General features: G+C 60.3%; 22 protein-coding genes and 1 tRNA gene. 12 read left to right on the top strand and 11 right to left on the bottom strand.

From position 1 onward, the window contains the following. Positions 1-125 precede the first annotated feature (125 nt). Entirely contained in the window at positions 126-1,376 is a 1,251-nt protein-coding gene (locus VNX23_RS28475) for a hypothetical protein (protein WP_325634903.1), read from the top strand. A gap of 72 nt (positions 1,377-1,448) precedes the next feature. Here VNX23_RS28475 and VNX23_RS28470 read toward each other — a convergent pair. After that, positions 1,449-1,522 (bottom strand) — tRNA-Gly (locus VNX23_RS28470). A gap of 482 nt (positions 1,523-2,004) precedes the next feature. Here VNX23_RS28470 and VNX23_RS28465 point away from each other — a divergent pair. From VNX23_RS28465 to VNX23_RS28445, 5 genes are all read left to right on the top strand, one after another. Next, positions 2,005-3,417 carry an MBOAT family O-acyltransferase gene (locus tag VNX23_RS28465; RefSeq protein ID WP_325634902.1) on the top strand — a complete coding sequence of 471 codons (1,413 nt, stop codon included), beginning with the start codon at positions 2,005-2,007 and terminating at the stop codon, positions 3,415-3,417. A gap of 4 nt (positions 3,418-3,421) precedes the next feature. Continuing rightward, positions 3,422-4,612, top strand: a complete 1,191-nt coding sequence (locus VNX23_RS28460; protein WP_325634901.1) for an alginate O-acetyltransferase — start codon at positions 3,422-3,424, stop codon at positions 4,610-4,612. A 41-nt stretch (positions 4,613-4,653) separates the two neighbouring features. Further along, positions 4,654-4,863 carry a hypothetical protein gene (locus VNX23_RS28455; protein WP_325634900.1) on the top strand — a complete coding sequence of 70 codons (210 nt, stop codon included), beginning with the start codon at positions 4,654-4,656 and terminating at the stop codon, positions 4,861-4,863. Positions 4,864-4,913: 50 nt separating this feature from the next. Next, entirely contained in the window at positions 4,914-6,434 is a 1,521-nt protein-coding gene (locus VNX23_RS28450; RefSeq protein WP_325634899.1) for an MmgE/PrpD family protein, read from the top strand. A 141-nt stretch (positions 6,435-6,575) separates the two neighbouring features. Beyond that, positions 6,576-7,337 (top strand): hypothetical protein, encoded by a 762-nt coding sequence (locus VNX23_RS28445; RefSeq protein WP_325634898.1) that lies wholly within the window; start codon positions 6,576-6,578, stop codon positions 7,335-7,337. A 910-nt stretch (positions 7,338-8,247) separates the two neighbouring features. On the opposite strand, the gene VNX23_RS28440 is transcribed toward VNX23_RS28445, so the two are convergent. Then, on the bottom strand, positions 8,248-8,649 hold the full coding sequence (locus VNX23_RS28440; protein ID WP_414643100.1) for a hypothetical protein: 402 nt from the start codon (positions 8,647-8,649) through the stop codon (positions 8,248-8,250). Positions 8,650-9,007: 358 nt separating this feature from the next. Here VNX23_RS28440 and VNX23_RS28435 point away from each other — a divergent pair, with 358 nt between their 5' ends. After that, complete coding sequence (locus tag VNX23_RS28435) at positions 9,008-9,505, top strand: lipocalin-like domain-containing protein (protein ID WP_325634897.1); 498 nt, start codon at positions 9,008-9,010, stop codon at positions 9,503-9,505. A 267-nt stretch (positions 9,506-9,772) separates the two neighbouring features. Here VNX23_RS28435 and VNX23_RS28430 read toward each other — a convergent pair whose 3' ends face one another. From VNX23_RS28430 to VNX23_RS28410, 5 genes are all read right to left on the bottom strand, one after another. Next, the gene (locus VNX23_RS28430; RefSeq protein ID WP_325634896.1) at positions 9,773-10,009 is read right to left on the bottom strand and encodes a hypothetical protein; all 237 of its coding nucleotides are present in this window, start codon (positions 10,007-10,009) and stop codon (positions 9,773-9,775) included. 155 nt (positions 10,010-10,164) lie between these two features. Beyond that, the gene (locus tag VNX23_RS28425; RefSeq protein WP_325634895.1) at positions 10,165-10,383 is read right to left on the bottom strand and encodes a hypothetical protein; all 219 of its coding nucleotides are present in this window, start codon (positions 10,381-10,383) and stop codon (positions 10,165-10,167) included. A gap of 196 nt (positions 10,384-10,579) precedes the next feature. Then, complete coding sequence (locus VNX23_RS28420) at positions 10,580-12,166, bottom strand: DHA2 family efflux MFS transporter permease subunit (protein WP_325634894.1); 1,587 nt, start codon at positions 12,164-12,166, stop codon at positions 10,580-10,582. Continuing rightward, positions 12,163-13,434 carry an HlyD family secretion protein gene (locus tag VNX23_RS28415; protein ID WP_325634893.1) on the bottom strand — a complete coding sequence of 424 codons (1,272 nt, stop codon included), beginning with the start codon at positions 13,432-13,434 and terminating at the stop codon, positions 12,163-12,165. Before VNX23_RS28415 ends, VNX23_RS28420 begins: the two co-directional genes overlap by 4 nt. Beyond that, positions 13,427-13,648 carry a hypothetical protein gene (locus tag VNX23_RS28410; protein WP_325634892.1) on the bottom strand — a complete coding sequence of 74 codons (222 nt, stop codon included), beginning with the start codon at positions 13,646-13,648 and terminating at the stop codon, positions 13,427-13,429. Before VNX23_RS28410 ends, VNX23_RS28415 begins: the two co-directional genes overlap by 8 nt. A 146-nt stretch (positions 13,649-13,794) precedes the next feature. Between VNX23_RS28410 and VNX23_RS28405 the strand changes: the two genes are divergently transcribed. After that, the gene (locus VNX23_RS28405; RefSeq protein ID WP_325634891.1) at positions 13,795-14,721 is read left to right on the top strand and encodes a LysR family transcriptional regulator; all 927 of its coding nucleotides are present in this window, start codon (positions 13,795-13,797) and stop codon (positions 14,719-14,721) included. Between the two features lie 206 nt (positions 14,722-14,927). Beyond that, positions 14,928-15,641: a transglutaminase-like cysteine peptidase gene (locus VNX23_RS28400; protein ID WP_325634890.1), complete on the top strand. Its 714-nt coding sequence runs from the start codon at positions 14,928-14,930 to the stop codon at positions 15,639-15,641. A 43-nt stretch (positions 15,642-15,684) separates the two neighbouring features. Here the strand turns inward: VNX23_RS28400 and VNX23_RS28395 are convergent, their stop codons facing one another. The 4 genes from VNX23_RS28395 to VNX23_RS28380 are packed head-to-tail and all read right to left on the bottom strand — an operon-like array spanning position 15,685 to position 18,149. After that, entirely contained in the window at positions 15,685-16,386 is a 702-nt protein-coding gene (locus VNX23_RS28395) for an NAD-dependent epimerase/dehydratase family protein (protein ID WP_325634889.1), read from the bottom strand. After that, the gene (locus tag VNX23_RS28390) at positions 16,383-16,580 is read right to left on the bottom strand and encodes a nuclear transport factor 2 family protein (protein ID WP_325634907.1); all 198 of its coding nucleotides are present in this window, start codon (positions 16,578-16,580) and stop codon (positions 16,383-16,385) included. Before VNX23_RS28390 ends, VNX23_RS28395 begins: the two co-directional genes overlap by 4 nt. Positions 16,581-16,621: 41 nt before the next feature. Further along, a complete protein-coding gene (locus VNX23_RS28385) occupies positions 16,622-16,846 on the bottom strand; it encodes a nuclear transport factor 2 family protein (RefSeq protein ID WP_325634888.1) in 225 nt (74 codons plus the stop codon). A 55-nt stretch (positions 16,847-16,901) separates the two neighbouring features. Beyond that, complete coding sequence (locus VNX23_RS28380) at positions 16,902-18,149, bottom strand: acyl-CoA dehydrogenase family protein (RefSeq protein ID WP_325634887.1); 1,248 nt, start codon at positions 18,147-18,149, stop codon at positions 16,902-16,904. A gap of 336 nt (positions 18,150-18,485) precedes the next feature. On the opposite strand from VNX23_RS28380, the gene VNX23_RS28375 reads away from it, so the two are divergent. The 3 genes from VNX23_RS28375 to VNX23_RS28365 all read left to right on the top strand — a co-directional run bounded on the left by VNX23_RS28375 (position 18,486) and on the right by VNX23_RS28365 (position 21,612). Then, positions 18,486-19,427 (top strand): helix-turn-helix domain-containing protein, encoded by a 942-nt coding sequence (locus VNX23_RS28375; RefSeq protein WP_325634886.1) that lies wholly within the window; start codon positions 18,486-18,488, stop codon positions 19,425-19,427. Between the two features lie 157 nt (positions 19,428-19,584). Then, entirely contained in the window at positions 19,585-20,835 is a 1,251-nt protein-coding gene (locus VNX23_RS28370) for an acyl-CoA dehydrogenase family protein (RefSeq protein WP_325634885.1), read from the top strand. A 54-nt stretch (positions 20,836-20,889) separates the two neighbouring features. Beyond that, a complete protein-coding gene (locus VNX23_RS28365; protein ID WP_325634884.1) occupies positions 20,890-21,612 on the top strand; it encodes an SDR family oxidoreductase in 723 nt (240 codons plus the stop codon). Positions 21,613-21,692 lie beyond the last annotated feature (80 nt).

Raw genomic sequence — 21,692 nt, 5'->3', positions numbered from 1 at the left:
TGGTAAGACCGCTTCGTCTGTAAAGATCGGCGATGGCTGGTTCGAAGTCCTGATCGGCGGCCACGAAGAGCGCTCTGATCTCGGGTCAAGCGAAACATCCGAAACACTGCGGAAGCTTATCTCTGATGATTAAGCCGCCGCGCACTGCCCTGCCCTTGCCGCGCTACGTCGAGCGTAGGCCGCTCAAGTCTGGAGGGTGGGGCCACTTCTTCCATGTGCCGAGCAAATACAAGAGGAACGGTTGCCCACTGCACGATGAACCGCTCGGCCTCGACTACGATGCTGCGGTGAAGCGTGCCGAGACGATACTGCTTCCAGCATTCGATGCGTGGCTGTCCGGCGATACCAAGACCGCAACGATGCCAGCGGTCGCAGCAGTCGGAACGCTCGACTGGGTATTTGCCGAATATCGCGCCGATCGCCGTTACACCAAGCTGGACCCGAAGAGCAGACGGAACCACGAAAACGGTTTCAAGCTGGTGGGCGGCTTCAAGCTGAAAGACGGAACATTGCTCGGCGACCGCCGCGCCGCTCAGATCGACACCAGTATCACCGATAAACTGTATGAGGCGCTGTTGCCGCTCAAGGATGACGACGGCAACGTGATCGGTGAGCGTCGTACCACGGTCAACCACGCAATGAAGTCATGCCGCCGCGCTTGGAACATCTGTGCGCGCCGCAATCCCGGCAAGCTGCCACTGGTGAATCCATTCGCGCAAATGGGCCTGCGATCTTCTGACCGCGAGACACCGACCGCGACCTTCGAGGAATTGCAAAGCTTCCGAGCCAAGGCGAAAGAGATGGGGCTGCCGTCGCTCGCCACTGGCGCTCTGATTGCATGGGAATGGCTGCAGCGCGAGGTCGATATCTTCGCGACCTTCGATGTCGCTCACTATCGACCGAAGGAACGGCCCAACATGGTGCGCGTGGTACATGAGAAAACCAAGGAGGAAAACTGGGTGCCGCTGTTCACCGACGACGGCAAGCCGGTCTACCCCGAACTGATGGCCGAGCTTGACGTGATCAAACGCGAGCGCATCGGCGGCCTGATACTGAGAAGGGACTGGGGCGAGCGCGGACCGTGGCCGACATGGCCGAAGCCTGATCAACCGGATTTCACGCACCTGAGCCGCAAGGTGAAGGAAGTCATTCGCGCCGCCGGATTGCGCGACGAACTGTCCTTCACGTCATTCCGTCACGGCGGATTTACCGAGACCGGAGACGCTGAACTGACCGACCGCGAGATCGTGGCGCAGAGTCGGCACAAGTCGGTCAAGGTGCTGCCTAAGTATGTGAAGCGCACTGCAAAACAGGTCACCACTGGCGCGAAGAAACGGCGCGCCTATCGCGACAAGCAAGATGCGAACAATGCGTGATTCTGGTCCGAATGAGCAGCAGCACGCCGGTCCGAATAGAAAACGGAGGATGCGAGAAGTGCCTGATTTTATTGGAGCGGGTGAAGGGAATCGAACCCTCGTATTCAGCTTGGAAGGCTGCTGCTCTACCATTGAGCTACACCCGCTCGGCGGCCGATCAACTATCACGCCCCGCGCGCCGCCTCAACTCTCATCAGGCGGGAAAACCCCTAAACAGGCCACATTTGCCCGCTTATAGTAGGCCTCCCATCAACAACGAAAGGAGGTGATCCAGTGTCTTTTACCAAGCGCTGTCACCTCGCTGGGATCGCCCGCTGAGCTTCGGTAGCTTGGCCTGAAGGCGTTCTCGGCGCCTGGACCAGCGAGTTTGAAAGAGGTGCGGGCGCGACGGGAAAAGTCCCGCCGCGCCCTTTGTCTTGACCTGATCTCCTGACCTGATCGCCCCGCGGCAGCACGCCCAGGCGCGACCTTTTCTCTACTTCGGAGCTTTCGCAACAATGATTCGCCTCAGTGGAACCGTCGCGCGTACCGGCAGGCGCCAAACTGGACTCGACTTTGGGGCCGTGCTTCCATCGCCCGCCATCCTTCCGGGCGCCTTTCACCTTCCGAAAACAACATCGACTTCCACATGCTTTTCTACGAGCCGCTGTTTCTCACGGTTTTCCCTGCGGTCTACGCGTCCTATCTGCTGGCGACCGGCGCTCGCGCGCGAAAGTGGATGCTGCTCGTCGCAAGCACGCTGTTCTATCTCTGGGGCGAGCCGGTATTCGTGCTGGTCCTTTTTGCTTCCACGGCGCTCGACTACGCGCTTTCATTTCATCTGAGCGATCCGACGCGGCTTGCAAGGCGAAGACTGGCGCTTGCGGGTGGGATCGCCGGCAATCTCGCCATCCTGATCGTCTATAAATACGCCGACTTCATCGCCCAAAATCTCAACCTCGCGCTCGCACCGCTCAGTGCGCAACGCGTTCCCCTGTTGCATCTGGCACTCCCGATCGGCGTCTCCTTCGTGGTGTTCGAAAAGATCACCTATCTGGTCGATACCTATCGCGGCACCTCGCGGCCTGCCGCGACCTTTACCGACTATTGCCTGTTCGTGCTGTTCTTCCCGAAACTCCTGGCAGGACCGATCCTCAAATATCACGAGATGAAGGATCAGATCGCAAAGCCGCCCGCGGTCGAATGGAGCGACTTTGCGACCGGTTTCTTGCGCTTTTCCCGCGGCCTTGGACGCAAGCTCCTGATCGCCGATCCGCTCGGCAACTTCGTCAACACCGTCTTCGCCGCCGATCCCGCAAGCCTCGGCACTGGCTATGCCTGGCTCGGCCTCGGCAGTTTCACGCTCCAGATCTATTTCGACTTCGCCGGTTACTCCGACATGGCTATCGGGCTGGCGCGAATGCTCGGCTTTTCCCTGAAGGAGAATTTCAATTCGCCCTATGTGGCGCGATCGATGACGGAGTTCTGGCGGCGCTGGCACATTTCGCTCACGACGTGGATTCGCGACTATCTCTACAAGCCGCTCGGCGGCAACCGTGAAGGCGAGGCGCGCACCTACCTCAATCTCTGGATCTGCTTCCTGCTCTCCGGGCTGTGGCACGGCGCGAGCTGGAATTTTGTGCTGTGGGGCGCCTATAACGGCCTGTTCCTGACGCTCGATCGGCTGTTCCTGCGCGATGCTCTGGCGCGATGCGGCACCTTGATCTCGACCGGTATCACACTTTTCATCGTGATGATGGGGTGGGCGATCTTTCGTTCAGACTCTCCGGCACATCTGACGACGTTCGTTTCGGTTCTGTTTGGAGCTTCGCCTGCCTCGCACGCACTCGAAATTCCTCCGGAAGTGCCCTGCGCGCTCGCTGTTGGTGCCGCGATCTCGCTGCTGCCGGCGACCCCGCTATATCCCGCGCTGATCCGCAGCTATGAGAAGCGCGTCTCGATGCGGGCGCTGACCGCGACCGCGCTCGTGCTGATCTACGTGCTCTCGACCGCGCGCTCGGTGGCCGTGCCCTTCCAACCGTTCATCTACTTCAGGTTCTAAAACGATGAGGAGCCTCGCCCTGCCCCGCCCCCTGGTTCGCGCCGCATTTTGCGCGTTCCTGTTGCTGTTGCCGCTCGGCACGGCATGGAACCTCCTGGTCGCGCAGAACCATCCCACGCTTGCAATCAAGATCGGGCCGAAACTCGGCGGCGTCACTTACGACAAGCGGATGATCCTGTCCTGGTCATCGCTTCGCGACGGCAGTTTCCAGAAAGCGGCGGCCGAACGAATCACGGAAGCCATGCCGATACGACCGCTTCTCATTCGCATCAACAACGAGATTCGCTTCGAACTGTTCGGCGAACTCACCGCCCCTCATGTCGTCCGTGGCGCAAAGGGCCATCTGCTCGAGCGGCCATATCTCGAGGAATACTGCTCCCGTACCGAAGGAATGGGCGCGAAATTCGCCGCCGAGATTCTTCCGAAGTTGAAGGACATCCAGAATTATTACGAAGCGCATGGCGCCGTCTTCATTTACGTCATTTCGCCGTCCAAGATCGCCCACCTGCCGGAATATTTCGTCGATCGCTTCCCCTGCCCGAGCACGCCACAAGCGCGGGCGCAACTCGTCCCCCAATATGTCGGCGCGCTCAGGCAAGGCGGCATCAATCTCGTCGATACCGCGAGCCTGATCCACTCCCTGAAAGGGACCTACGAGTTCGACCTGTTTGCCGAAGGCGGCGTTCACTGGAACGATGTCGGCGGGGCGCGGGCGGTTTCCGCAATCGTCGAGGAAATCAACCGCCTGGCGGGACACCAGCTCGTTCCGCCGTTCGGGTTCAGCTATACGCTCTCGGGCGCGGCGAGCGGTGCCGACCGCGAACTCGTCGATCTCCTGAACGTGTTCTTCCCGCCTCTGGGTTATCTGACGCCGAAAGTAGGTTTCTCGCCGTCTGTGTCCTGCGTCGACAGCCCGGCGCGACAGCTCGATGTCGCAATGGTGGGCAGCAGCTTCGGCCATCTGCCCGCGAGCATCATGGTCGAAGCCAATTGCCTGAGCGGGCTGCAGTTCTATTATTACGCCGCCCTCGGCCGCTTCGGTGGCGTGCCCTACCATGAACTGCAGAGAAATCTCCCCCAGTCCGAACTCGATCGCTGGCGCGACGCCAGGATCATGATCGTGGAGGAGAACGAGTCGTTTGTTGCACGAACCGGATATGTCGATCAGCTTCGCGCGGTCGTGAATCGGCCTTGAGGCTCGGCTAGCAAATTACGCACTTCCACCGGATTGACCGAATGAGCATCGTTGCGTCGATCGCCTATATCGCGGTGGTCTCAATCGCCCGTACCCATGGCGCCGTCGTGATTTTTCAGACGCTGGCCTCGAAACGCGTGCGTGGCCGTTCCCCTGCCGCCGACCCGTGCCGACCTGTACCGCTGAGGTTCAAGTTGAACGGCCTTGCCGAGTCCTGCGTGCATGGCGCGGTTGCCGGCCCTATTGCATGAGAAGCCGCGCTGAGCTTTCATCGACCGAGCCTGCCAGCAGGGAGGGTATGATGGACGATACCTCCGACACGGTCGAGTCGCGCAAGGATCGTGTGCTTGCGACGGATATTTTGATCGATCGGCGCCTTGCGCTCGGAGCAATTGCTGGAGCGGTCGTGACTTCGGCCCAAGGGTTCGGCCTGGCCACGGCTTTTGGCGCTTCTGCAAACAATCTCGCCGAACAGCTCGCCGACTACGCCGCCCGAATCGAATATTCGGCTTTCGATGAAAAAACCGTCGAGGTCGCAAAATCGCTTTTCATCGACGCGATTGGGTGCGCCATCGCCGCTCACGAGGAGAAGCCTGTTCGCGCCGTCAGGGACGTTGCGCTTTCCGTGCCTGGCGGCGTCGCCACGGTTGTCGGGACCGCAAAGCGGACCACGCCGGATCTCGCTGCCTTCGCCAACAGTGCGGCGATCCGCTACTACGATTTCAACGATCTCTATCTGGGCCGCGAGCCCGGCCATCCCAGCGATATCAGCGGCGGATGCCTAGCGGTCGCGGAGGCCGAGGGGCGCAGCGGCAAGGATCTGCTTCTGGCGATCGTGCTGGCCTACGAGATCAACTGCCGCTTGCTGGATGCTGCCGAGCTTACGCGGCGCGGTTTTGATCACCCGATCGCCAGTCTGCCTGCCGGCGCGCTCGCCGCCGGCAGATTGATGCGCCTGCCGGTGGAACAGCTCGCGCAAGCCGTCAATCTCGCGATCAACGGTCACATCGCCTTGAACCAGACGCGGAAACAGGAACTCTCGGATTGGAAGGGTCTGGCCGATCCCGACGCGGTCCGTAATGCGGTTTTCGCCGCTCTCCTCGCCCGGCAAGGGGTCACCGGTCCATCCCCGATTTTCGAGGGAACAGCGGGCTTGTTCAAACAAGTGACCGGCCCCTTCGAGATCGACGTCAACCAGTTCGGCGGACGATCGGGACGCTTCCGCATCAACGATTGCAGCGTGAAATTCTATCCGGCACAGGGCATGACGCTCATGGCGATTGCCGCAGCCGCCAGGGTCGGAAAGGAGATCGGCGATTTTGGCAAGATCGCCGCTGTCGAGATCGCGACCACCAACTTCGCTTATATCTCAGCCGGCAAGGAGCCGGAGAAATGGGCGCCAGAAACCAGGGAAACAGCCGACCACAGTCTTCCCTATATCGTCGCGCGCGCTTTGGTCGACGGCGACATCACGCACGACAGTTTCTCGGCCAGCGCCGTCCGCGATCCCAAAATCCGCGACCTCATGAAGAAGATCATGGTCAGACCGGACGAGGCGCTGACCGCGATGGCGCCGAAAAACCTTCCCAATCGAGTAACCGCCACGCTAACCGATGGGCGCACGATTTCATATCAGGTCGACGCTATTCCCGGCTTCGCCAGCATGCCGATGCAGAAGACCGACTTCGAACTGAAGTTCAGCAAGAATGTGGCCAAGTACATGGGAAAACAGCAGCAGCGCCAGGTGCTGGATTATCTCTGGGCACTTGAGCGGCAGGAAAACCTCGCAACACTGTTCGAGCTTCTTGTGGTGAAGGCCTGAACCCGTTGTGCGGGGCCCGGCGAGATGCCGGCCATTTCGATTGACCTAGGTCAATCATCGCCCGCCGAGGGTGCCGCACTCTGGCTGGCCGCGACGAAGACGGAAAAAGTCCAGCTCCGCGTTCCTGCTTCAGGCGCTCCCATGCCCGACAATTTCGATAATCCGTTTGCCGTCTTTGCCGCGGCCCTGATCGGGCAAATCATCGCGGCCCTTGTCGGCGATTTCCTGCGCAAGCGAGTGCAATCCTTCAAGCAAGGCGAGCGTCACGATTTCAACACCGTCCAGGCGGCGACCCTCACACTCATGGCGCTGATCATCGGCTTTTCGTTTTCGATGGCGGTGACGCGCTACGACCAGCGCAAGACGCTCGAGGAAGCCGAAGCCAATGCCATCGGCACGGAATATCTGCGAGCGGATCTGTTGCCCGAGGAAAGTGCCTCGCGAACGCGCGAATTATTGAGGAAATATCTCGACCTGCGTATCGCCTTTTACGAAGAGGCCAGGAGCAGGCCTGCCACCGACATCGCCCAGCAGACGGCAAACGTGCAAGGCGAGATGTGGAACGTGGTCAGGCCTGCTGCGACCAGCCAGCCGACACCGACGATCGCGCTGGTCGTATCTGGCATGAACGAGGTGATCAACGCGCAGGGCTTTACCCAGGCCGCCTGGTGGAATCGGATTCCCAAAGGCGCCTGGGCGATGATGGCGCTGATGGCGCTTTCCTGTAACCTTCTGGTGGGCTACGGCGAGCGCCGCAAAGGCGAACTGTTCCTGTTCGTGTTGCCGGTCGTGATTTCGCTGGCGTTCTTCCTGATCGCCGATCTCGACAGCCCGCGCGGCGGTGCGATACGTGTGCATCCGCAGAACCTCTTGGCTGCGGCGCAATCGATGAAGCCGCCATAGCGAGGCACGAATCCTTTGCCGGTTCGCAGCCAAATTCCAACAGCGTCCTGCGCCGCGATCGCATGGCGGCTCGGACCCCCGCCGCAGCCGCCTAACGCGCGAACGCGGCGCAGGGCGCAAAGCCCTACGACAAACCGAGCTTGAAAGTCTTGTTATCGCGAGCCAATAAATTGCTTTCTTGCGCCAACGCCGCGAACTCCGCTCAAGGTGAAATGCCGGCCATGTCGCGATTTTTGCCGGGAACTTTATTGTCATCCTGCATACCGACCAGACCGAAATGAAGGTTGATCGAAGAAGCGTCGTGTTGCACTCCGACGCGCCAATTTCCTGGCATTCGGAAACGAGGTCTGCCGAGCAAGGGGCAGAGCGAATTTGCACCAACGCACAAAACCAGACCGCATTCCGATCCTGCGTGATCCTGCGGCGCGCCGTCATTCGCTTCGCGCCGCGTTTGCCGGGAAGGTGTCAGGGGGTTGTGGAGCGCGGGCCGAGCGGCGGACGGCGCCCACCCCGTTAACCTTTTATTAACCATACACAAGCAGCCTCAGATCGTGGCGCTTCGGGCGGGGTAATCCCCATTGAACATCAACCCATCCCCGAACCGCCGGTTTCGATCGTTCATCCTTGGGCGGCGGGCGATGCCCGCGGGGGCTTTAAGGGAGTAACGGCATGTCTGGACGTGCGGTGTGGGCCGGAACAAGTCTGCTTTCGGCTCTCGTGTCGACGATTGGTGGCGCCGTGGGTGTTGGCCTTCCGATGGCGCTGGTGATTATCTGGATTTGTTCCTGACGCATTCGGTAGCGAGGAAATTTACAGAGCTAGCGGACCGATTTTTTCGGCGGCGGAAAAGCCCCGTGCCTTCCGCAGTGATCATCCGGGAGTGACGCGAGGCGTCGAGAGCATTGCTGGCTCACGTCATGCTTCCAGGCATGAAGCAGCGAATCGACACGCCTTGGTAGGTGTAGAGCGGCCAGACCATGGTGTGCCCTGCTCTGTTCGGCTCCGTAATCACTGCCTCGTCCGGGACATCAACCCAGACGGCGTCGCTGGAATCGGCGCTCTTCGGTACGCGCACGCGATAGTGGCCCTCCATGGTCTCCCAATCCGCGTCCCGTACGACGTAGCCGTCGGCAAACGAACAGCAAAGGCCCTTGCGGCTCGCCAGATGTTCAAACCAGTCGTGGAGTGGCGACTCCCTGTAACGGCCGTCCAGGTCACGTCCAAATGCGGGCAGCGTGCCGGCTGCCATGACCGCGGCAAGGCTGATCGGCCGCAACCAGCGTGCAATTGGGTCGACGCGATGTTTTCCCATTCTCGCCTCCCTCGCCCCCGGAGCGGATTTCACAGGATGATGACCTGCACAATGGGCGAGAAAATGACAGCGGGTTCCCGCAGTCGATTGGCCATCGTTTGGTCCGCCACGTTTCCGATACCGAGCACGGTGCGTGCCGGCCTCGGCCTTTGGCCGGCAGGCGACATATACTCTTCTGCCTTGTCGCCGGGCGGTGTAGCTTGGCCGCGGAGCAAGCGCCGTGAGCAGGTCCTGGAGGTGAATGCGGGAAAGAAACGCCTCAGCGCGCACTTCCAATTTTTTTTGCGGCAATCGATCTGAGCGGGCGCCTCCGGAAGCTTCCGGGCAAGTGAAGTCGTATTTTCAGGAGGAGATACTCATGAAGCACAGCATTGCCGCAGTCCTCGTTGCTGCAGCTCTCCGGGGTGGAATTGGTCCCGCCGTTTGCGCAGAAAATCCTCTCGTCGGTACGTGGCAGCTGACGAGCTTCTCGCTGATCGTCCTGGATACGAAAGAGACAAGCCGGCCATACGGCGATCATCCGACCGGATATATTCAATATTCTCCTGGCGGCCACATGGTCATGTTCCTTACCGCGGGCGATTTGAAACCACCCGCGTCCGGAAGTTACACCGATGCGGAGAGAGCGGACGTTCACAGAGGGATCGTTGGCGCTTATGCGGGGACATATACGGTTGAAGGAAACAAGGTTACCTACCATGTCCTCACTTCCTGGCGCCCGGAATGGATCGGCCGCGATCAAGTTCGCTACTTCGAGATCAACGGCACAAACCTGACGATCAAAACGTCTCCGCTTGCCTTCTCGCGAACCGGGCAAACCATCGTGGGAACCCTGACATTTGACAGAGTCGAATAAGTCTGCCCAAATCGAAATGGCGGCCTTGCAATTTCCGATCCGTGCGTTGCCCCGAACTCACGGGCGGCTCGATATCGTCGGGATCGGATCAAAGACCTCTCATCTCGCATCCGCCGCACCCGACGAATTTCCTGAAGAAGGCTTTTGCACCACGAAGCGACCGGAAACGGCCCCGCCATTGTGGTGCGGGGGATGACGGGGCCGTGCATCGGGCCGTATGGGGGACGGTGCGGCCCGAACCGAAGACATCAACAGCAGCTGAAGTGGTCAGTCGATTGGTACGAGCGGTTTGTGCCACTGTGCCGCGAGCTTTTTGATCTCGGCGAAATTCAGGATCGCCGGATCGCCGTCTCGGACAATGGTCGCGAGCTTGCGTTGCTTGGGTAGCATCATCATCGCTCGCAATACCGCCAAGCGAAGTTTCATCATACCGTGATCTGTCAGGGTGACGAGCTCTTCCGGGTCTAGCTCTTCCGGGTCTAGCTCTTCCGGGTTCAAGGCCATTGTCGCACGCCTTTGCTTACGGCTGGCCCGCAAGCCAGCACACGCACCCCCGCTGCCCAAATCCAAGAATAAACCAACTCCGTTAAGAGCGGGTTTATCCCTGAAAACCAGCTGCCCGATCTTTCCGTTTCGAGCGGATGCGGCGCGAGCGAAGGTCAATTAAAGCCGGTCATGCTTCCCCAGGCGCCCGCGCTACCCTCATAGGACCTCGTTACCGGCGGAGCGGGTATCTCACCAGCATTGGAGTTGCGGAAGTGCTGGACGGTGAGCTGCCGCGCATCACGCACGTGATGACGCTCCTTTGAGTAGGCGGTTCCTGTGGTTGCGCTGGCCAGCAAGGCTGTGCCGAGAAAAGCGAAAATGATCTTACGCATGATTACCTCCTGTTTGGCTCCTCCAGATCACGTAGGGCGTGACACTCGTCTTGGTAATTCCGCGACCATCACAACACATCAAAGGAGAGTGATTGCACTGATCCGGCGTCGGACGAGTATCGCCAATCTTGCAAGGCGTGCGATTGCCGACCGATCGGCAAGGTTCTTCTGCGAAAGTCCGCCGGTAGCGTTGTGGTCAATGTCCGGCATGGACGGGCCCTCCGAGCTTGATCTTGCGCAGGGTCAGCGCGAGCGGCACGGCGGAAAGCGAAATCAGCATCAGAACCCAGAACGCATCCATGTAGCCCAGGAACGACGCCTGCACCTGCACCTGCGCGCCGATCCATTGAATGGCCTGGTCATGCGCCTGCGCCAGCGAGCTGCCATGCGCGGTGAAGTAGCTCGTGATCTGTTGCAATGTGTCCTGGTAGGCCGTGCTCGACGGGGTCACCTGCTCGATCAACCGGTTCTGGTGGAATTGCTCGCGATGCGTCAATACGTTGGAGACGATGGAGACGCCGATCGAACCTCCGGTGTTGCGCGCAGCGTTGATCAGGGCCGAAGCCTGGTCGGTCTTGGATGAGGGAATCCCGTCATAGGACGCGGTCATGATCGGGATGAAGATCAGCGGAAGTCCGACACCGAGCAGCATGCGCGACCGAGCCATGAACCAGAAGCCGAGATCGCCATACACGTTGGTCATGCTGTACATCGAGAGCGCAATGAGCACCGCTCCTGTCATGATCAGGTACTTCGGTTGCACTTTCGCCGCCACACGGCCGACCACGAACATCATCGCCATGGTGACAACGCCTCCCGGAGAGAGCAGGAGGCCGGCCCAGGTGGCGGTGTAGCCAAAATCCTGCTGCACCAATTGCGGCAGGAACTGTGTGGTCGCAAGCAGGATGGCGCCGGTCGCGAGCATCACCAGGAAGGAGGCGCCGAACTGACGCGACGCCACCATGCGCAGGTCGATGATCGGATTTCTGCGGGTCAACCCCCACGGAATCATCAGCACGAACGCGAGACCAGAGATGACCGCGAACGTCACAATGAAGGATGAACCAAACCAATCGTCCTCCAGACCGCGGTCCAGCACGACCTCCAGGGCACCGAGGAAAGTCGCGACCAGCACAAAGCCGATCACATCGAATCCCTGGCCCTGCTGCAGCCGCCGTACTTCCGCGCGCGCGGTCGGGGACTCCTGCAGGAGCAGCGAGATCAGCGCCATCGCGATCACCCCGACCGGCACGTTGATCAAAAAGCACCATTGCCAGGAGATGTTGTCCGACAACCAGCCTCCAAGCGTCGGCCCCACCACCGGCGCCACGACAACGGCGACGCCGAACAGCGCAAAAGCCTGTCCGCGCTTTGCCGGTGGGAACAAATCCGCCAGGATCGACTGGGCGACCGGTACCATGCCGCCGCCACCTACGCCCTGCATGATACGGAACAGCAACAGCGCGTTCAGATTCGGGGCAAACCCGCTAAGCAGTGAGCTGAGGGTGAACAATCCGAGACAGATAAGGAAGAAGGTCTTACGGCCAAGCATTCGCGCCAGATAACTGCTGGCCGTCAGGACGATGGCATTGGCGACCAGATAGGTGGTGACCACCCAGGAGGCCTCGTCCTCGCTCACTCCCATGCCGCCGGCGATGTAGGGCAGCGCCACATTGGCGATCGTGGTATCCAACACCTCCATGAAGCTGGCAAGGGCAACCAGGACAGCAATCAGCCAGGGATTGGTGAGGGCAGGTTCGGCCTGAATTGAAGCGCTGTTCATATGAACTTCCTCAGCCGCTCATAGAGTGAAGGCGCAGGGTTGATCCGCACAGTCGGCACCACCGACATGCCTGGGCCGAGCGCCACATCCGTTGGGGGATTGTCCATGACGATCTTGACCGGCACGCGCTGGACGATCTTGACGTAATTGCCGGTAGCATTCTGGGCCGGCAGCAACGAGAACGCCGTGCCTGATCCAGGCTGCACGCTATCGACATGACCACGGATCGTGCGTCCCGGATACGCATCGATCTGCAGTGTCACCGGTTCGCCGGGCCGCATCTGGTCAAGCTGAATCTCCTTGAAATTCGCAGTGACCCAAATCTCGTCCGGCACGAATATCGTGAGATTTGTGCCTGACTGTGCGAATTGACCGACTGCTGCGGTCAGGTTGACAACACGCCCTGGTTGGGCCGCCGTAACCGTCGTGTAGGAAAGATTGAGTTTCGCCTGGTCGCGCTGGGCCTCGGTTTGTGCCAGGTTTGCAACTGCGCTGTTGCGCTGCGCCTTCAGCGACTCCAACTGCCGCTGCGCCAGTTTGAAAGTGGCCTGTGCGCTCGCCACCGCCGCCTGCTGCTGATGCAGCTGAGATGAGTACTGCTGCGCGTTCTGAACGGTGCCATAGCCGGTCTGCTCGAGGTGCTCGTAGCGCGTCGCCTGCTGCTCGGCGAATACCAGCGCGGCCTGCGCCTGGTCGACCTGCGCCTGGTTGGCGCTGATCTGCGCCGCCTGCACGTCCAGCTGCGCGTCGATGTTCGCGATGCTCGCTTGCGCGGCTGCAACCTGCGCCTCCGCCTGCTCCAGCGCGATGCGGTAATCCCGGTCGTCGATGCGCGCGATGACGTCGCCGGCTTTGACATGCTGGTTGTCGGTGACCGGGACAGCCGTGATGTAGCCCGATACTTTCGGAGCGAGCGAGGACTGCCGCGCTGCGATGAAGGCGTCGTCGGTGGATTGAAAACGTTCCGAGTTGTTCAGATATACAAAGCCCGTTCCCAGCAAAGAGGCGAGAAGTACCGCACCGATGGCAGCGACAACGGGGCGGCGATGCAAAGGACCCTTTTTGGGCTGCTTGCCGCTCGCCGGCTGCTCCCGGCTCGGAGCCGGAAACGCGGCGGGCTCGGCCGTGGGGCCTTTTTGTCGCAAAGGAGCCCGTGCGATGACCCGCTCTTCGCCGAAACGTGAATCCGGCTCGCTCAGAACGAATTGCGGACTTTCGGATTCTTCCAGGGCAGCTTCGTTTCTCTCGATAACATTACTTTCAAACATGATTGTCGCTCCTGTTTCGATACGCGAGGCCGTGGTCGTCGCTCGAGGAGACCATCGGTGGCCCGACCCCGCTGACCGGCTTTGCGGCAAGCTGGACGAGGCTGAACAAGGCCGAGATCAGGATGACCGACAGCATTTCGCCACGTGCAGCGGCGGCGCTTGCCGCAATCAGGGTGGGCTTCAGCGTGGCCAAGATCGCGAGGAACTTTGACATCGAACACCTCCATCTCTCGATGGCCCCGGCAAAATCAGTTTTCAGGCGCAATGCCGGTCTGCGATGCCTTTGGAAATACACCTCTTGCAAAAGAGTGATAATCCCGCTTTCTTTTGCATGATCTTTGCGTTTTTCGAGGAAATCCGATGGACCTCCTGGGCGCACTCGGTGTTCTGGTTCGGGTAGTGGAGACCGGCTCGTTTTCGGCCGTCGCTCGCGAGCGCGAGCTGAGCCAGGCCGCTGTCGCCCGGCAAATCTCCCAATTGGAGGACCATTTCGGGGTCCGGCTTTTTCACCGCACGACGCGAAAACTCAGCCTGACCGATGATGGCCAAATGCTGCTGGGCCTTGCCCGGCCGGTACTGGACGGCGTCGATACGATGGAGGCTGCGCTCGGCAAGCAAAGCGCCTCACCCGTGGGACTGGTGCGCCTGGGTGTCACGGTGACGGCAAGCCGCTTCCTTTCCCAGCGTCTGCCGGCCCTGCTCGGCGAACATCCGGGCTTGAAGGTCGAACTCGTGGTGAGCGATCGGTTCGGCGACATGGTCGAAGACCGGCTCGACCTCGCCTTGCGTATCGGCGAGGTCGCGGATGCGTCACTGGTCGTGCGCCGACTTGGGACTGGTGCGTTCGTTTTGGTGGCAGCGCCGAGCTACATCGAACGGAAAGGAAGACCATCCACGCCTGCCGACTTGGCGAACCACACCTGCATCGTGCACGATCTCGGACCGGGATCGGACGTGTGGACTTTTGTGACTCCCGAAGGCCCCAGGGACTTCAGGGTGTCAGGCGGACTTCTCGCCAATGATGTCAGTGCGGTGCATCTGGCCGCGCGCAGCGGGTACGGCATCGCGCATCTTCCCTTGTTCCAGGTGCTCGACGATGTGCGCGTTGGGAGCCTGGTTGTCGTGTTAACCGAATTTCCATCACCGGGCATTCCCTTAAGCTTGGTCTATCCGTCGCGGCGACATCTGGCGCCGCGTACCCGCGTCGTCTTTGATTTCATCGTCGAGCAGGTGCGACCGATCCAGGAACTGATCGCGTCTGTGTCGGACCAGATCCGCAGCGCGTAAGCGCCCTTCCCCAAATCAGGCCGCGCGCCGACGCTGACCGGCGCGGGAACCCGCGTGGAACTCGCCCCGAGCGGTTATGCGCTTTGGACTTATGCGTTTTGATTGAAGGTGTTTTGCGCATTCCGTTCTTTTTCGCAAATGCCCGCCGCCATAAGTCCCGATCTTCGTTTGCAGCGCCCGCGCGCAGACGAGGGCGGAGAGCTAAGATGAGCAACCGTTTTGGACTGATCCTGGCAGCGTTGGCCTGCGCGTTCGTTTTGGCCGGACCTGAGCCGGCCGCTGCGGCGATGGAACCCTATACCTCAGCGCCAGGACAGCCGGAGACAGCGCATCATCGTACCGACGACGCGCTGTTTGGCATGGAAATCGCGCCAAGCTATGGAAACGTTTCGTCGAAATGGCTCGCCGTCGAGGCCAAAATCGAACAGGAACAAGCCGTGCTGGCGGGCTGCCGTGCCGCAGAAGACTGTCCCGCCCCCGCGCGAGAGCTGCTGCGAATTGTCGCAGAGGGCGCCGGCCGCACCGGTCTGGCGCGCGTTGGCCTGATCAACAGGGCCGTCAATCTCGCGATCGCGCCGATGAGCGATGAGGCGCAATGGGGGGTTGACGACCGCTGGAGCCCGCCGTTCGAGACGCTGCAGACCCACCGCGGCGACTGCGAGGATTACGCAATCGTGAAATATGCCGCACTGCTGGAGGCAGGGCTGTCTCGCGACGATATGAAGATCGTCATCCTGCGAAATTTCGTTCGAAACGAGGACCATGCGGTGCTGGCGGCGCGTGTGGATGGAGAGTGGCTGATTCTGGACGACCGCAATCTTACTCTGGTGCCCGACACAGAGATGCTCGGCGCTCATCCTGTCTTCGCGCTCGATCACGACGGCGCGCACCGCCTCGTCTCGCCGAAGCGAGCCGGCTAGCTCGGCGAAGTGGCGACCCGGACCGCCGTCACGTTGTCTCGCCTCACTGACCTCTCAGGCGGGCTTCCATAGCGCGAATGTCGCGGTTCTCTAAAACCAGGCCTCCGCGTTCCTCTGTTGCCCGGACAGCGACCTCGACCATAGCTCGGGCCAGGTCGTCAGCCCGAATGACGAGGTTTGGAAACAACACCCGAAAGACCGGATAGATGCCACGCAACAGGCGGTAGCTGAAGTTTGGTTCTTCCCGCGGCAGGACCGGGTAGATGTATGCCGGCCGGAAGATATAGGCGCGGGGGAAGCCCGCCGCGAGGAGCGCCTTCTCGGCCTCTCCCTTATAGCGTGCGAAAGCCATTCGACTTCGGCCGGTGGGATCCGCGCCACTTCCGCTCAGGAACGAGAAAGCCGCATCAGGGCTGCTGCCGCGGAGCACGCGCGCGAATTCAATGGTGTAGTCCACGGTTATTTTGCGAAGTTCCGCGTCTGGCACCGCGCCGGTATACGCGCCCAAACAAAAAACCGCCGCGTCCTCGTGCGAGAGCGCTGCCGCGAGTGCGGAGCAGTCCGTGAAGTCTTGATGCAGAACTTCTTTTAGCTTGGGGTGTGCGATGCCAAGCTTTCTGCGCCCGATCGCCGTCACAACCCCAACAGAGGGATGGTCGAGCGCGTAGCGCACGGCGTATCCGCCGACCATCCCCGTCGCGCCCACAACAACAAGACGTGCCTGACCCGGCGGCAGAGCGTTCATGACGGGACCCGTTCCTCCAGCCAATCGACGTAGAGAAGGCGCTCGGCGAAGAGCCACGCGTCGTTGATCTTGATGAAAGTGTCGAGGTAGCGAAGCGAGGCGACCATCAATCGCCGCCTTCCGTGTTCCGACTTGACGTGATGCGCAAGGCAGTAGGTTTCCCCAGTGGCGCGATCGTCCGTCAGCGTAAAAATGGTGCTCTGTCCGACGAAATGCGTCGTGGCATCATATTGGTTCAGATCGGCGAAAACGGGAGCGAGAGCCTCGCTTGAAGCAACTCCTGCGAGGGCTTCGGATCTTTCGCGTTCATATACACCACAAAATGGGTGTCTGGCGTAAAGAGCGCCATCTGGCCATGTGCGTCGCGACGGTCGGCGCAGTGGGCGTAGGCCTCGATGAGCTCCCGGATCGCAAGGCGATCCGCGGCTTCGCCGGCCGAAACGGCAACGTGCTTGGTCATCCAAGACTCCTGGCTCTCAAAACGGCTCGCGCCAACGAACACAGCCTTTGGCGCTTCAGGCAGCTGCACCGCTCGCAGCAAGATGGTCATAGTCGGGCCGCATGAAGATCGCGTGCAGCTGACGTCGCCTGATACCCATATTCCCGCCGTCAAAAATCGGCAGCGCGAGGGCGTCCTGCAGCAATCTCCCGAGCGGCGCGTCATGATCGTAGCTTTCGATGCCGACGACCCGCAGCAGATCGGTGATCACCCGTACTGCGGTTTCGGAACCGTAGATCTTGGCCTGGACGGCAAGTTCTTCCGCGGCCGGTGATTGGGTATCGAGCGCATGGCATGCACGCCAGCTGAGGTAGCGCGCGGCTTCGATCGCGGTCTTGGCGTCGGCTAGCGCATATCCGACGGCCTGGTGCTGGATAATAGGGTGAACGCCGCCGCGCTTCTCGGTGCGGGCAAAATGAAGCGCAAATTCGAAGGCCGCCCGCATCAAGGCAACACCAAGAATCCCGACAAGGGCTGCCGTGGCGGTGAACGCGGTCGCAGTCAATGCCAGACCACCACCTTCGTGTCCCAACAAGTTGGAGCGCGGCGCGACGACGTTCTGCAGGCTGAATTGCGGGACCAGGTGCGCGCGATGGCCGATCGAATTGATGGCCCGTTCGAACACGATTCCGGATGAGGGCCCTTCCACTGCTATGATCGAAATAGCCCTGTCCGGAGTCGCGTTGGGATCGGTTCGGCATACGACACTTAAAATGTCCGCGCCCCTGCGGTTCCACCCGGTCGCCGAAGACGTCCATTTCTTGCGACCGTTGATGACCCAGTCGTCGCCAGCAAGCCGCGCAGTCGTGCGCACCCCGTCTCCGGGCGGCGGTGAGTCGGCATTCGCGCTGCCGCCAGGTTCGCTGAAGCAAAATGCGGCAAGTGGCGTCCCGTGCTTCATAAGGAACGGAGCGAGCAGTCGCCCGCATTGTTCCGGGGACCCACCGAAGAGAATTGGCAATAGACCCAGCACCGTTCCCAACATGGTCAGGGTCACGCTTGGATTAATGCTGTAGAATTCCTCGGCCAGAATGGCCATATCGACAAGCCCGGTATTTTCGCCACCTGCAGGTGCAGGGATGCATTTCCGTAGGTAGCCCGCGCCAACCATCGCTTCATAAATGGGCCGCGTGGCGAGAAACCGTTCCTCTGGCGTCGCCAGCAACTCGGCCGCGCCTGCGCTGGTCAACACCTCTCTTGCAAACTTGCGGGCTGCGAGCTGCAGCTCCCGCTGTTGGGCGGTCAGCGTGAAATCGATAGCCATCAAACCCTCCCGGCGTTTTCAGCGGTTTGGCAACGGCTAGCAGAACCGGGAGTCGAAATCTTGGACTGCAGCGACCGATTATTGAGCCTGGAATGAACCAGACGTCCGGACCATGATCATCCCGGCGATCCCATCGCCTGCCAAATTCGCAACTGTCGAAACCGATCAGGGCCCGCACTGTCCAAGGGAATGATGGTCTCGCTGTTAAATCCGGCTTGCATCTCGCGAAGATTCCTCACGCAGATCGACCGCGTCGTAGCGTTGAACCGCTCTATGGGAGGGTGTATTCTGCCAAACGGGCGGGGCCATCGATTTGCAAAGCGCAAGGTGTGGTCAATGGAGTGGTTGACGGAACCGCGTCAGTTGGAACGGCCCTTCGGCAATTGGGCCAACCATCTGGCAGCCGCGTTTGTCCAGCTTGAACCCCGTGAGTTTGGCGAGCAGCCCTTTCGCGGGGCGATCACCAGGACCAACGCTGGTCGCATAAAGGTGTCCTTGGTGACTGCCACCCGGCACCGAGTGTTGAGGCTGCGCTCGCATATCGCTCGCAGCACGGATGACCTTTGTTTCATCAATCTGCAAATCGAAGGCATGGGCCGCTACACGCAACGTGGCCATGAACAAATCTGTGGGCCCGGGGACCTCGCCGTCGTCGACACGACCGAACCTTTCGAGATAGCAAACGCTCGCGATTTCCGATTGTTTTGCTTTGCCGTGCCACGTTGCTTATTGCCAGGCAAACTCTACGAGAGGCCCAGTCTCAGGACCGCCTCAACGCCAGCTGGCCGCGCTCTCTCCAAAATCCTCTATGGATATGCTGAACTATGCCTCGGCCAAACGACTGGATCGGAGGTTTCGGCGCGCTACGGCACTCACATCGTTGACCTGATCACTCAAGCCGCCTACCTGGAGGAGGATGGATCGCAAGCGCAAGCGAAGGAGCCCGTTTTACTTTCGATGATGCTCGACCATCTTGGTCGCTGCGTCACCGATCCTGATCTTTCAGCTGAATCGCTCGCCCGTACGTTCCGCTGCTCGGAGCGTTATGTTCACAAGCTGTTTGCGGTAACGGGCCGCACGGTGGGACAACACCTGAATGACAGGCGGGTCGCTCTTTGCGCACAACGTCTGATCGACAGGCAAGAGCGGCGGACAATCGCCGAAATTGCGTTCGAGGTCGGCTTTCGGGACATTTCGCACTTCAACAGATTGTTCAAGCGAAGCCATGGCATTACTCCCCGAGAACTTCGCAGATCGATTGCTGAGGAAGTGGGTTAAGTAGGCCGAACGGGTCCTTCTGCCCCGCCGTTTCACATTCAGCCTCGACAACGGAGTTTTGGTGCACCCGAAGTCAAGACGTCGTGCACTCCTGTCCAAGACTTTCCTGATCAACTCCGGTAGCGGTGGCCTTGATGTCTCACAGGAGGGAGATTTCGTGGCCATCGATTTTCGGCTTACCGCGCACCAGCGCGAATTGCAGCTGCAATCACGCAACTTCGCGAGGCAGGTGCTATCCGAGACGGCGAAAGCAGAGATTTTGGCTACTCCGGAAGAACGATTTGCCGCAACGAAGCCGGCGTACGAGGCGATGATAGCCGCTGGATTTCTGCGAAAATGTATCCCCGTTTCCGCCGGAGGAGAGAACACGAGCCTGGTTGAAACTGCGATTATGGTTGAGGAACTTTACGCGGTGAACGCCAGCCTGACGTTGACCTTGATGGGCACCGTGCTTGGTCTATTGCCGCTGTTGATCGGTGGCACGAAGGAGCAGCGAAGCCGGCTGCTGGTTCCATTCTTAAAGCAAGCCGGAGCGCCGTTGGCGAGCTTCTGCGCGACTGAACCGGGAGGCAGCGCTAATCCAGCATCTGCCCCACCGGGTGAGGGCGTTCGTACCACCGCCCGGCTCCTCGGCGACAGGTGGACCATCGATGGTCGAAAGAGCTGGGTTTCGTCGGCCACTGGTTGGGATCGCAAGGGCGCTGACCTTCTGTCGGTACTGTGCCGCACCGCTCCAGACGTTCCTCCCGAACGAGGGATTTCGGTGTTGGTTGTCGAGCGACCAACACCAGGCATTGTGCTGGAGCGTGCAATCGATTCGGTCGGACATCGTGCGCATCTCTTGCCGTGCTTCCAGCTCGAAGGAGTGAGCGTGCCGAGGGATAATGTTTTGGGAAGCCTGGGCGGCGGTTTTGCGCTGACAGCGGCCTGTTTTACTGGTGCAGCCGCCCTGGTGGGAATCTTCGCAGTGGCGTTGATGCGGGCGGCGTTCGATTTCGCGCTGAATTTCGCACGCAACGAGAAGCGGGGCGGCATCTTGCCTGTCATCGAGCATCAAGCGGTTGGATACGCGCTTGCGGATGCAAAGATGGCCATAGAGGCGACTCGCTATCTGTGCTGGCGCGCGTGCCACGGCGTGGATTTTCAATCGCCCGGCGCGGATGAACTGGCGATCGAAGCCAAAGTCTATGGTTCGGAGACAGCGGTGCGGGTGCTTACGGATCTGATGAGAGTCGTGGGAGTCGAGAGCTACGATCACATGTTTCCGCTGGGACGTCTGCTCCAGGACGCCCTCGCGCTTCCTGTCTTTGGCGGAGGCAACATCGGCGTCCGACGTCGACAGCTTCATGGGATCTTGAAGCGGCCCGAATACGATCCGCTTATGGCCAGCAGCGAGGCAGAGACCTGAGCTTCAGAGCGAGACGAGTGGAGTCTGGTTTCTCTAATTGGATGGACAAAGATCATGAGCACAGAGCAGAAGGTAGCCGTGGTAACGGGGGCTTCGCAAGGGATCGGTGCAGGCCTTCTTCAAGCATTTAGAGATCGTAACTACCGGGTCGTTGCGACATCGCGGTCGATCAAGCCGGTCTCCGACTCGAATATTGCGACTGTGCAAGGCGACGTCGCCGCCCCGGACACCGCGGAAAGGGTGTTCAGAACGGCGGTCGAGCGTTTCGGCCGTGTCGATACGCTGGTCAACAACGCCGGCATGTTCATGGCAAAACCGTTCACTCTTTATTCGCAGAGTGATTATGCGACCTACATTGCGACAAACGTGACGGGCTTCTTTCACATGACCCAGCGTGTCCTGGAATTGATGAGCAAACAGGGACATGGACACGTCGTCACGATTACCACGAGTCTGGTCGACCAGCCGATGACAAGCATCCCCGCAGTGTTGGCTTCACTCACGAAGGGAGCCCTAAGCGCGGCGACCAAAGCGCTCGCGATTGAGTATGCGAGGACTGGAATTCGCGTGAACGCGGTATCCCCGGGCATAATAAAGACGCCGATGCACCCCGCTGAAGCGCATCAGGCATTGGCGGCACTGCATCCCATGGGCAGGATGGGAGATGTATCGGACATTGTGGACGCGGTCCTTTACCTCGATGGCGCCGGGTTTGTGACAGGAGAAATACTTCACGTCGATGGCGGACAGGCTGCCGGCCACCACGTACTGGAATGAGGACTTGTAGTAGTCGTATCGACGAAAATCGGCCGAACGCGGCCGCTTGAAACCGGCGAGCTTATCGCGGCGCACACCTC

Source organism: Bradyrhizobium sp. (assembly GCF_035570375.1).
Classification (GTDB): Bacteria; Pseudomonadota; Alphaproteobacteria; order Rhizobiales; family Xanthobacteraceae; genus Bradyrhizobium.
Note: the sequence above shows the minus strand (reverse complement) of the source record. Positions and strands in the feature narration are given on the sequence as shown.

What these genes read in the sequence shown, in the direction of transcription:
- VNX23_RS28475 (WP_325634903.1), top strand. Translation starts at nt 126, where the DNA reads ATGATTAAGCCGCCGCGCACTGCCCTGCCCTTGCCGCGCTACGTCGAG.
- VNX23_RS28465 (WP_325634902.1), top strand. Translation starts at nt 2,005, where the DNA reads ATGCTTTTCTACGAGCCGCTGTTTCTCACGGTTTTCCCTGCGGTCTAC.
- VNX23_RS28460 (WP_325634901.1), top strand. Translation starts at nt 3,422, where the DNA reads ATGAGGAGCCTCGCCCTGCCCCGCCCCCTGGTTCGCGCCGCATTTTGC.
- VNX23_RS28455 (WP_325634900.1), top strand. Translation starts at nt 4,654, where the DNA reads ATGAGCATCGTTGCGTCGATCGCCTATATCGCGGTGGTCTCAATCGCC.
- VNX23_RS28450 (WP_325634899.1), top strand. Translation starts at nt 4,914, where the DNA reads ATGGACGATACCTCCGACACGGTCGAGTCGCGCAAGGATCGTGTGCTT.
- VNX23_RS28445 (WP_325634898.1), top strand. Translation starts at nt 6,576, where the DNA reads ATGCCCGACAATTTCGATAATCCGTTTGCCGTCTTTGCCGCGGCCCTG.
- VNX23_RS28440 (WP_414643100.1), bottom strand. Translation starts at nt 8,649, where the DNA reads ATGGGAAAACATCGCGTCGACCCAATTGCACGCTGGTTGCGGCCGATC.
- VNX23_RS28435 (WP_325634897.1), top strand. Translation starts at nt 9,008, where the DNA reads ATGAAGCACAGCATTGCCGCAGTCCTCGTTGCTGCAGCTCTCCGGGGT.
- VNX23_RS28430 (WP_325634896.1), bottom strand. Translation starts at nt 10,009, where the DNA reads ATGGCCTTGAACCCGGAAGAGCTAGACCCGGAAGAGCTAGACCCGGAA.
- VNX23_RS28425 (WP_325634895.1), bottom strand. Translation starts at nt 10,383, where the DNA reads ATGCGTAAGATCATTTTCGCTTTTCTCGGCACAGCCTTGCTGGCCAGC.
- VNX23_RS28420 (WP_325634894.1), bottom strand. Translation starts at nt 12,166, where the DNA reads ATGAACAGCGCTTCAATTCAGGCCGAACCTGCCCTCACCAATCCCTGG.
- VNX23_RS28415 (WP_325634893.1), bottom strand. Translation starts at nt 13,434, where the DNA reads ATGTTTGAAAGTAATGTTATCGAGAGAAACGAAGCTGCCCTGGAAGAA.
- VNX23_RS28410 (WP_325634892.1), bottom strand. Translation starts at nt 13,648, where the DNA reads ATGTCAAAGTTCCTCGCGATCTTGGCCACGCTGAAGCCCACCCTGATT.
- VNX23_RS28405 (WP_325634891.1), top strand. Translation starts at nt 13,795, where the DNA reads ATGGACCTCCTGGGCGCACTCGGTGTTCTGGTTCGGGTAGTGGAGACC.
- VNX23_RS28400 (WP_325634890.1), top strand. Translation starts at nt 14,928, where the DNA reads ATGAGCAACCGTTTTGGACTGATCCTGGCAGCGTTGGCCTGCGCGTTC.
- VNX23_RS28395 (WP_325634889.1), bottom strand. Translation starts at nt 16,386, where the DNA reads ATGAACGCTCTGCCGCCGGGTCAGGCACGTCTTGTTGTTGTGGGCGCG.
- VNX23_RS28385 (WP_325634888.1), bottom strand. Translation starts at nt 16,846, where the DNA reads ATGACCAAGCACGTTGCCGTTTCGGCCGGCGAAGCCGCGGATCGCCTT.
- VNX23_RS28380 (WP_325634887.1), bottom strand. Translation starts at nt 18,149, where the DNA reads ATGGCTATCGATTTCACGCTGACCGCCCAACAGCGGGAGCTGCAGCTC.
- VNX23_RS28375 (WP_325634886.1), top strand. Translation starts at nt 18,486, where the DNA reads ATGGAGTGGTTGACGGAACCGCGTCAGTTGGAACGGCCCTTCGGCAAT.
- VNX23_RS28365 (WP_325634884.1), top strand. Translation starts at nt 20,890, where the DNA reads ATGAGCACAGAGCAGAAGGTAGCCGTGGTAACGGGGGCTTCGCAAGGG.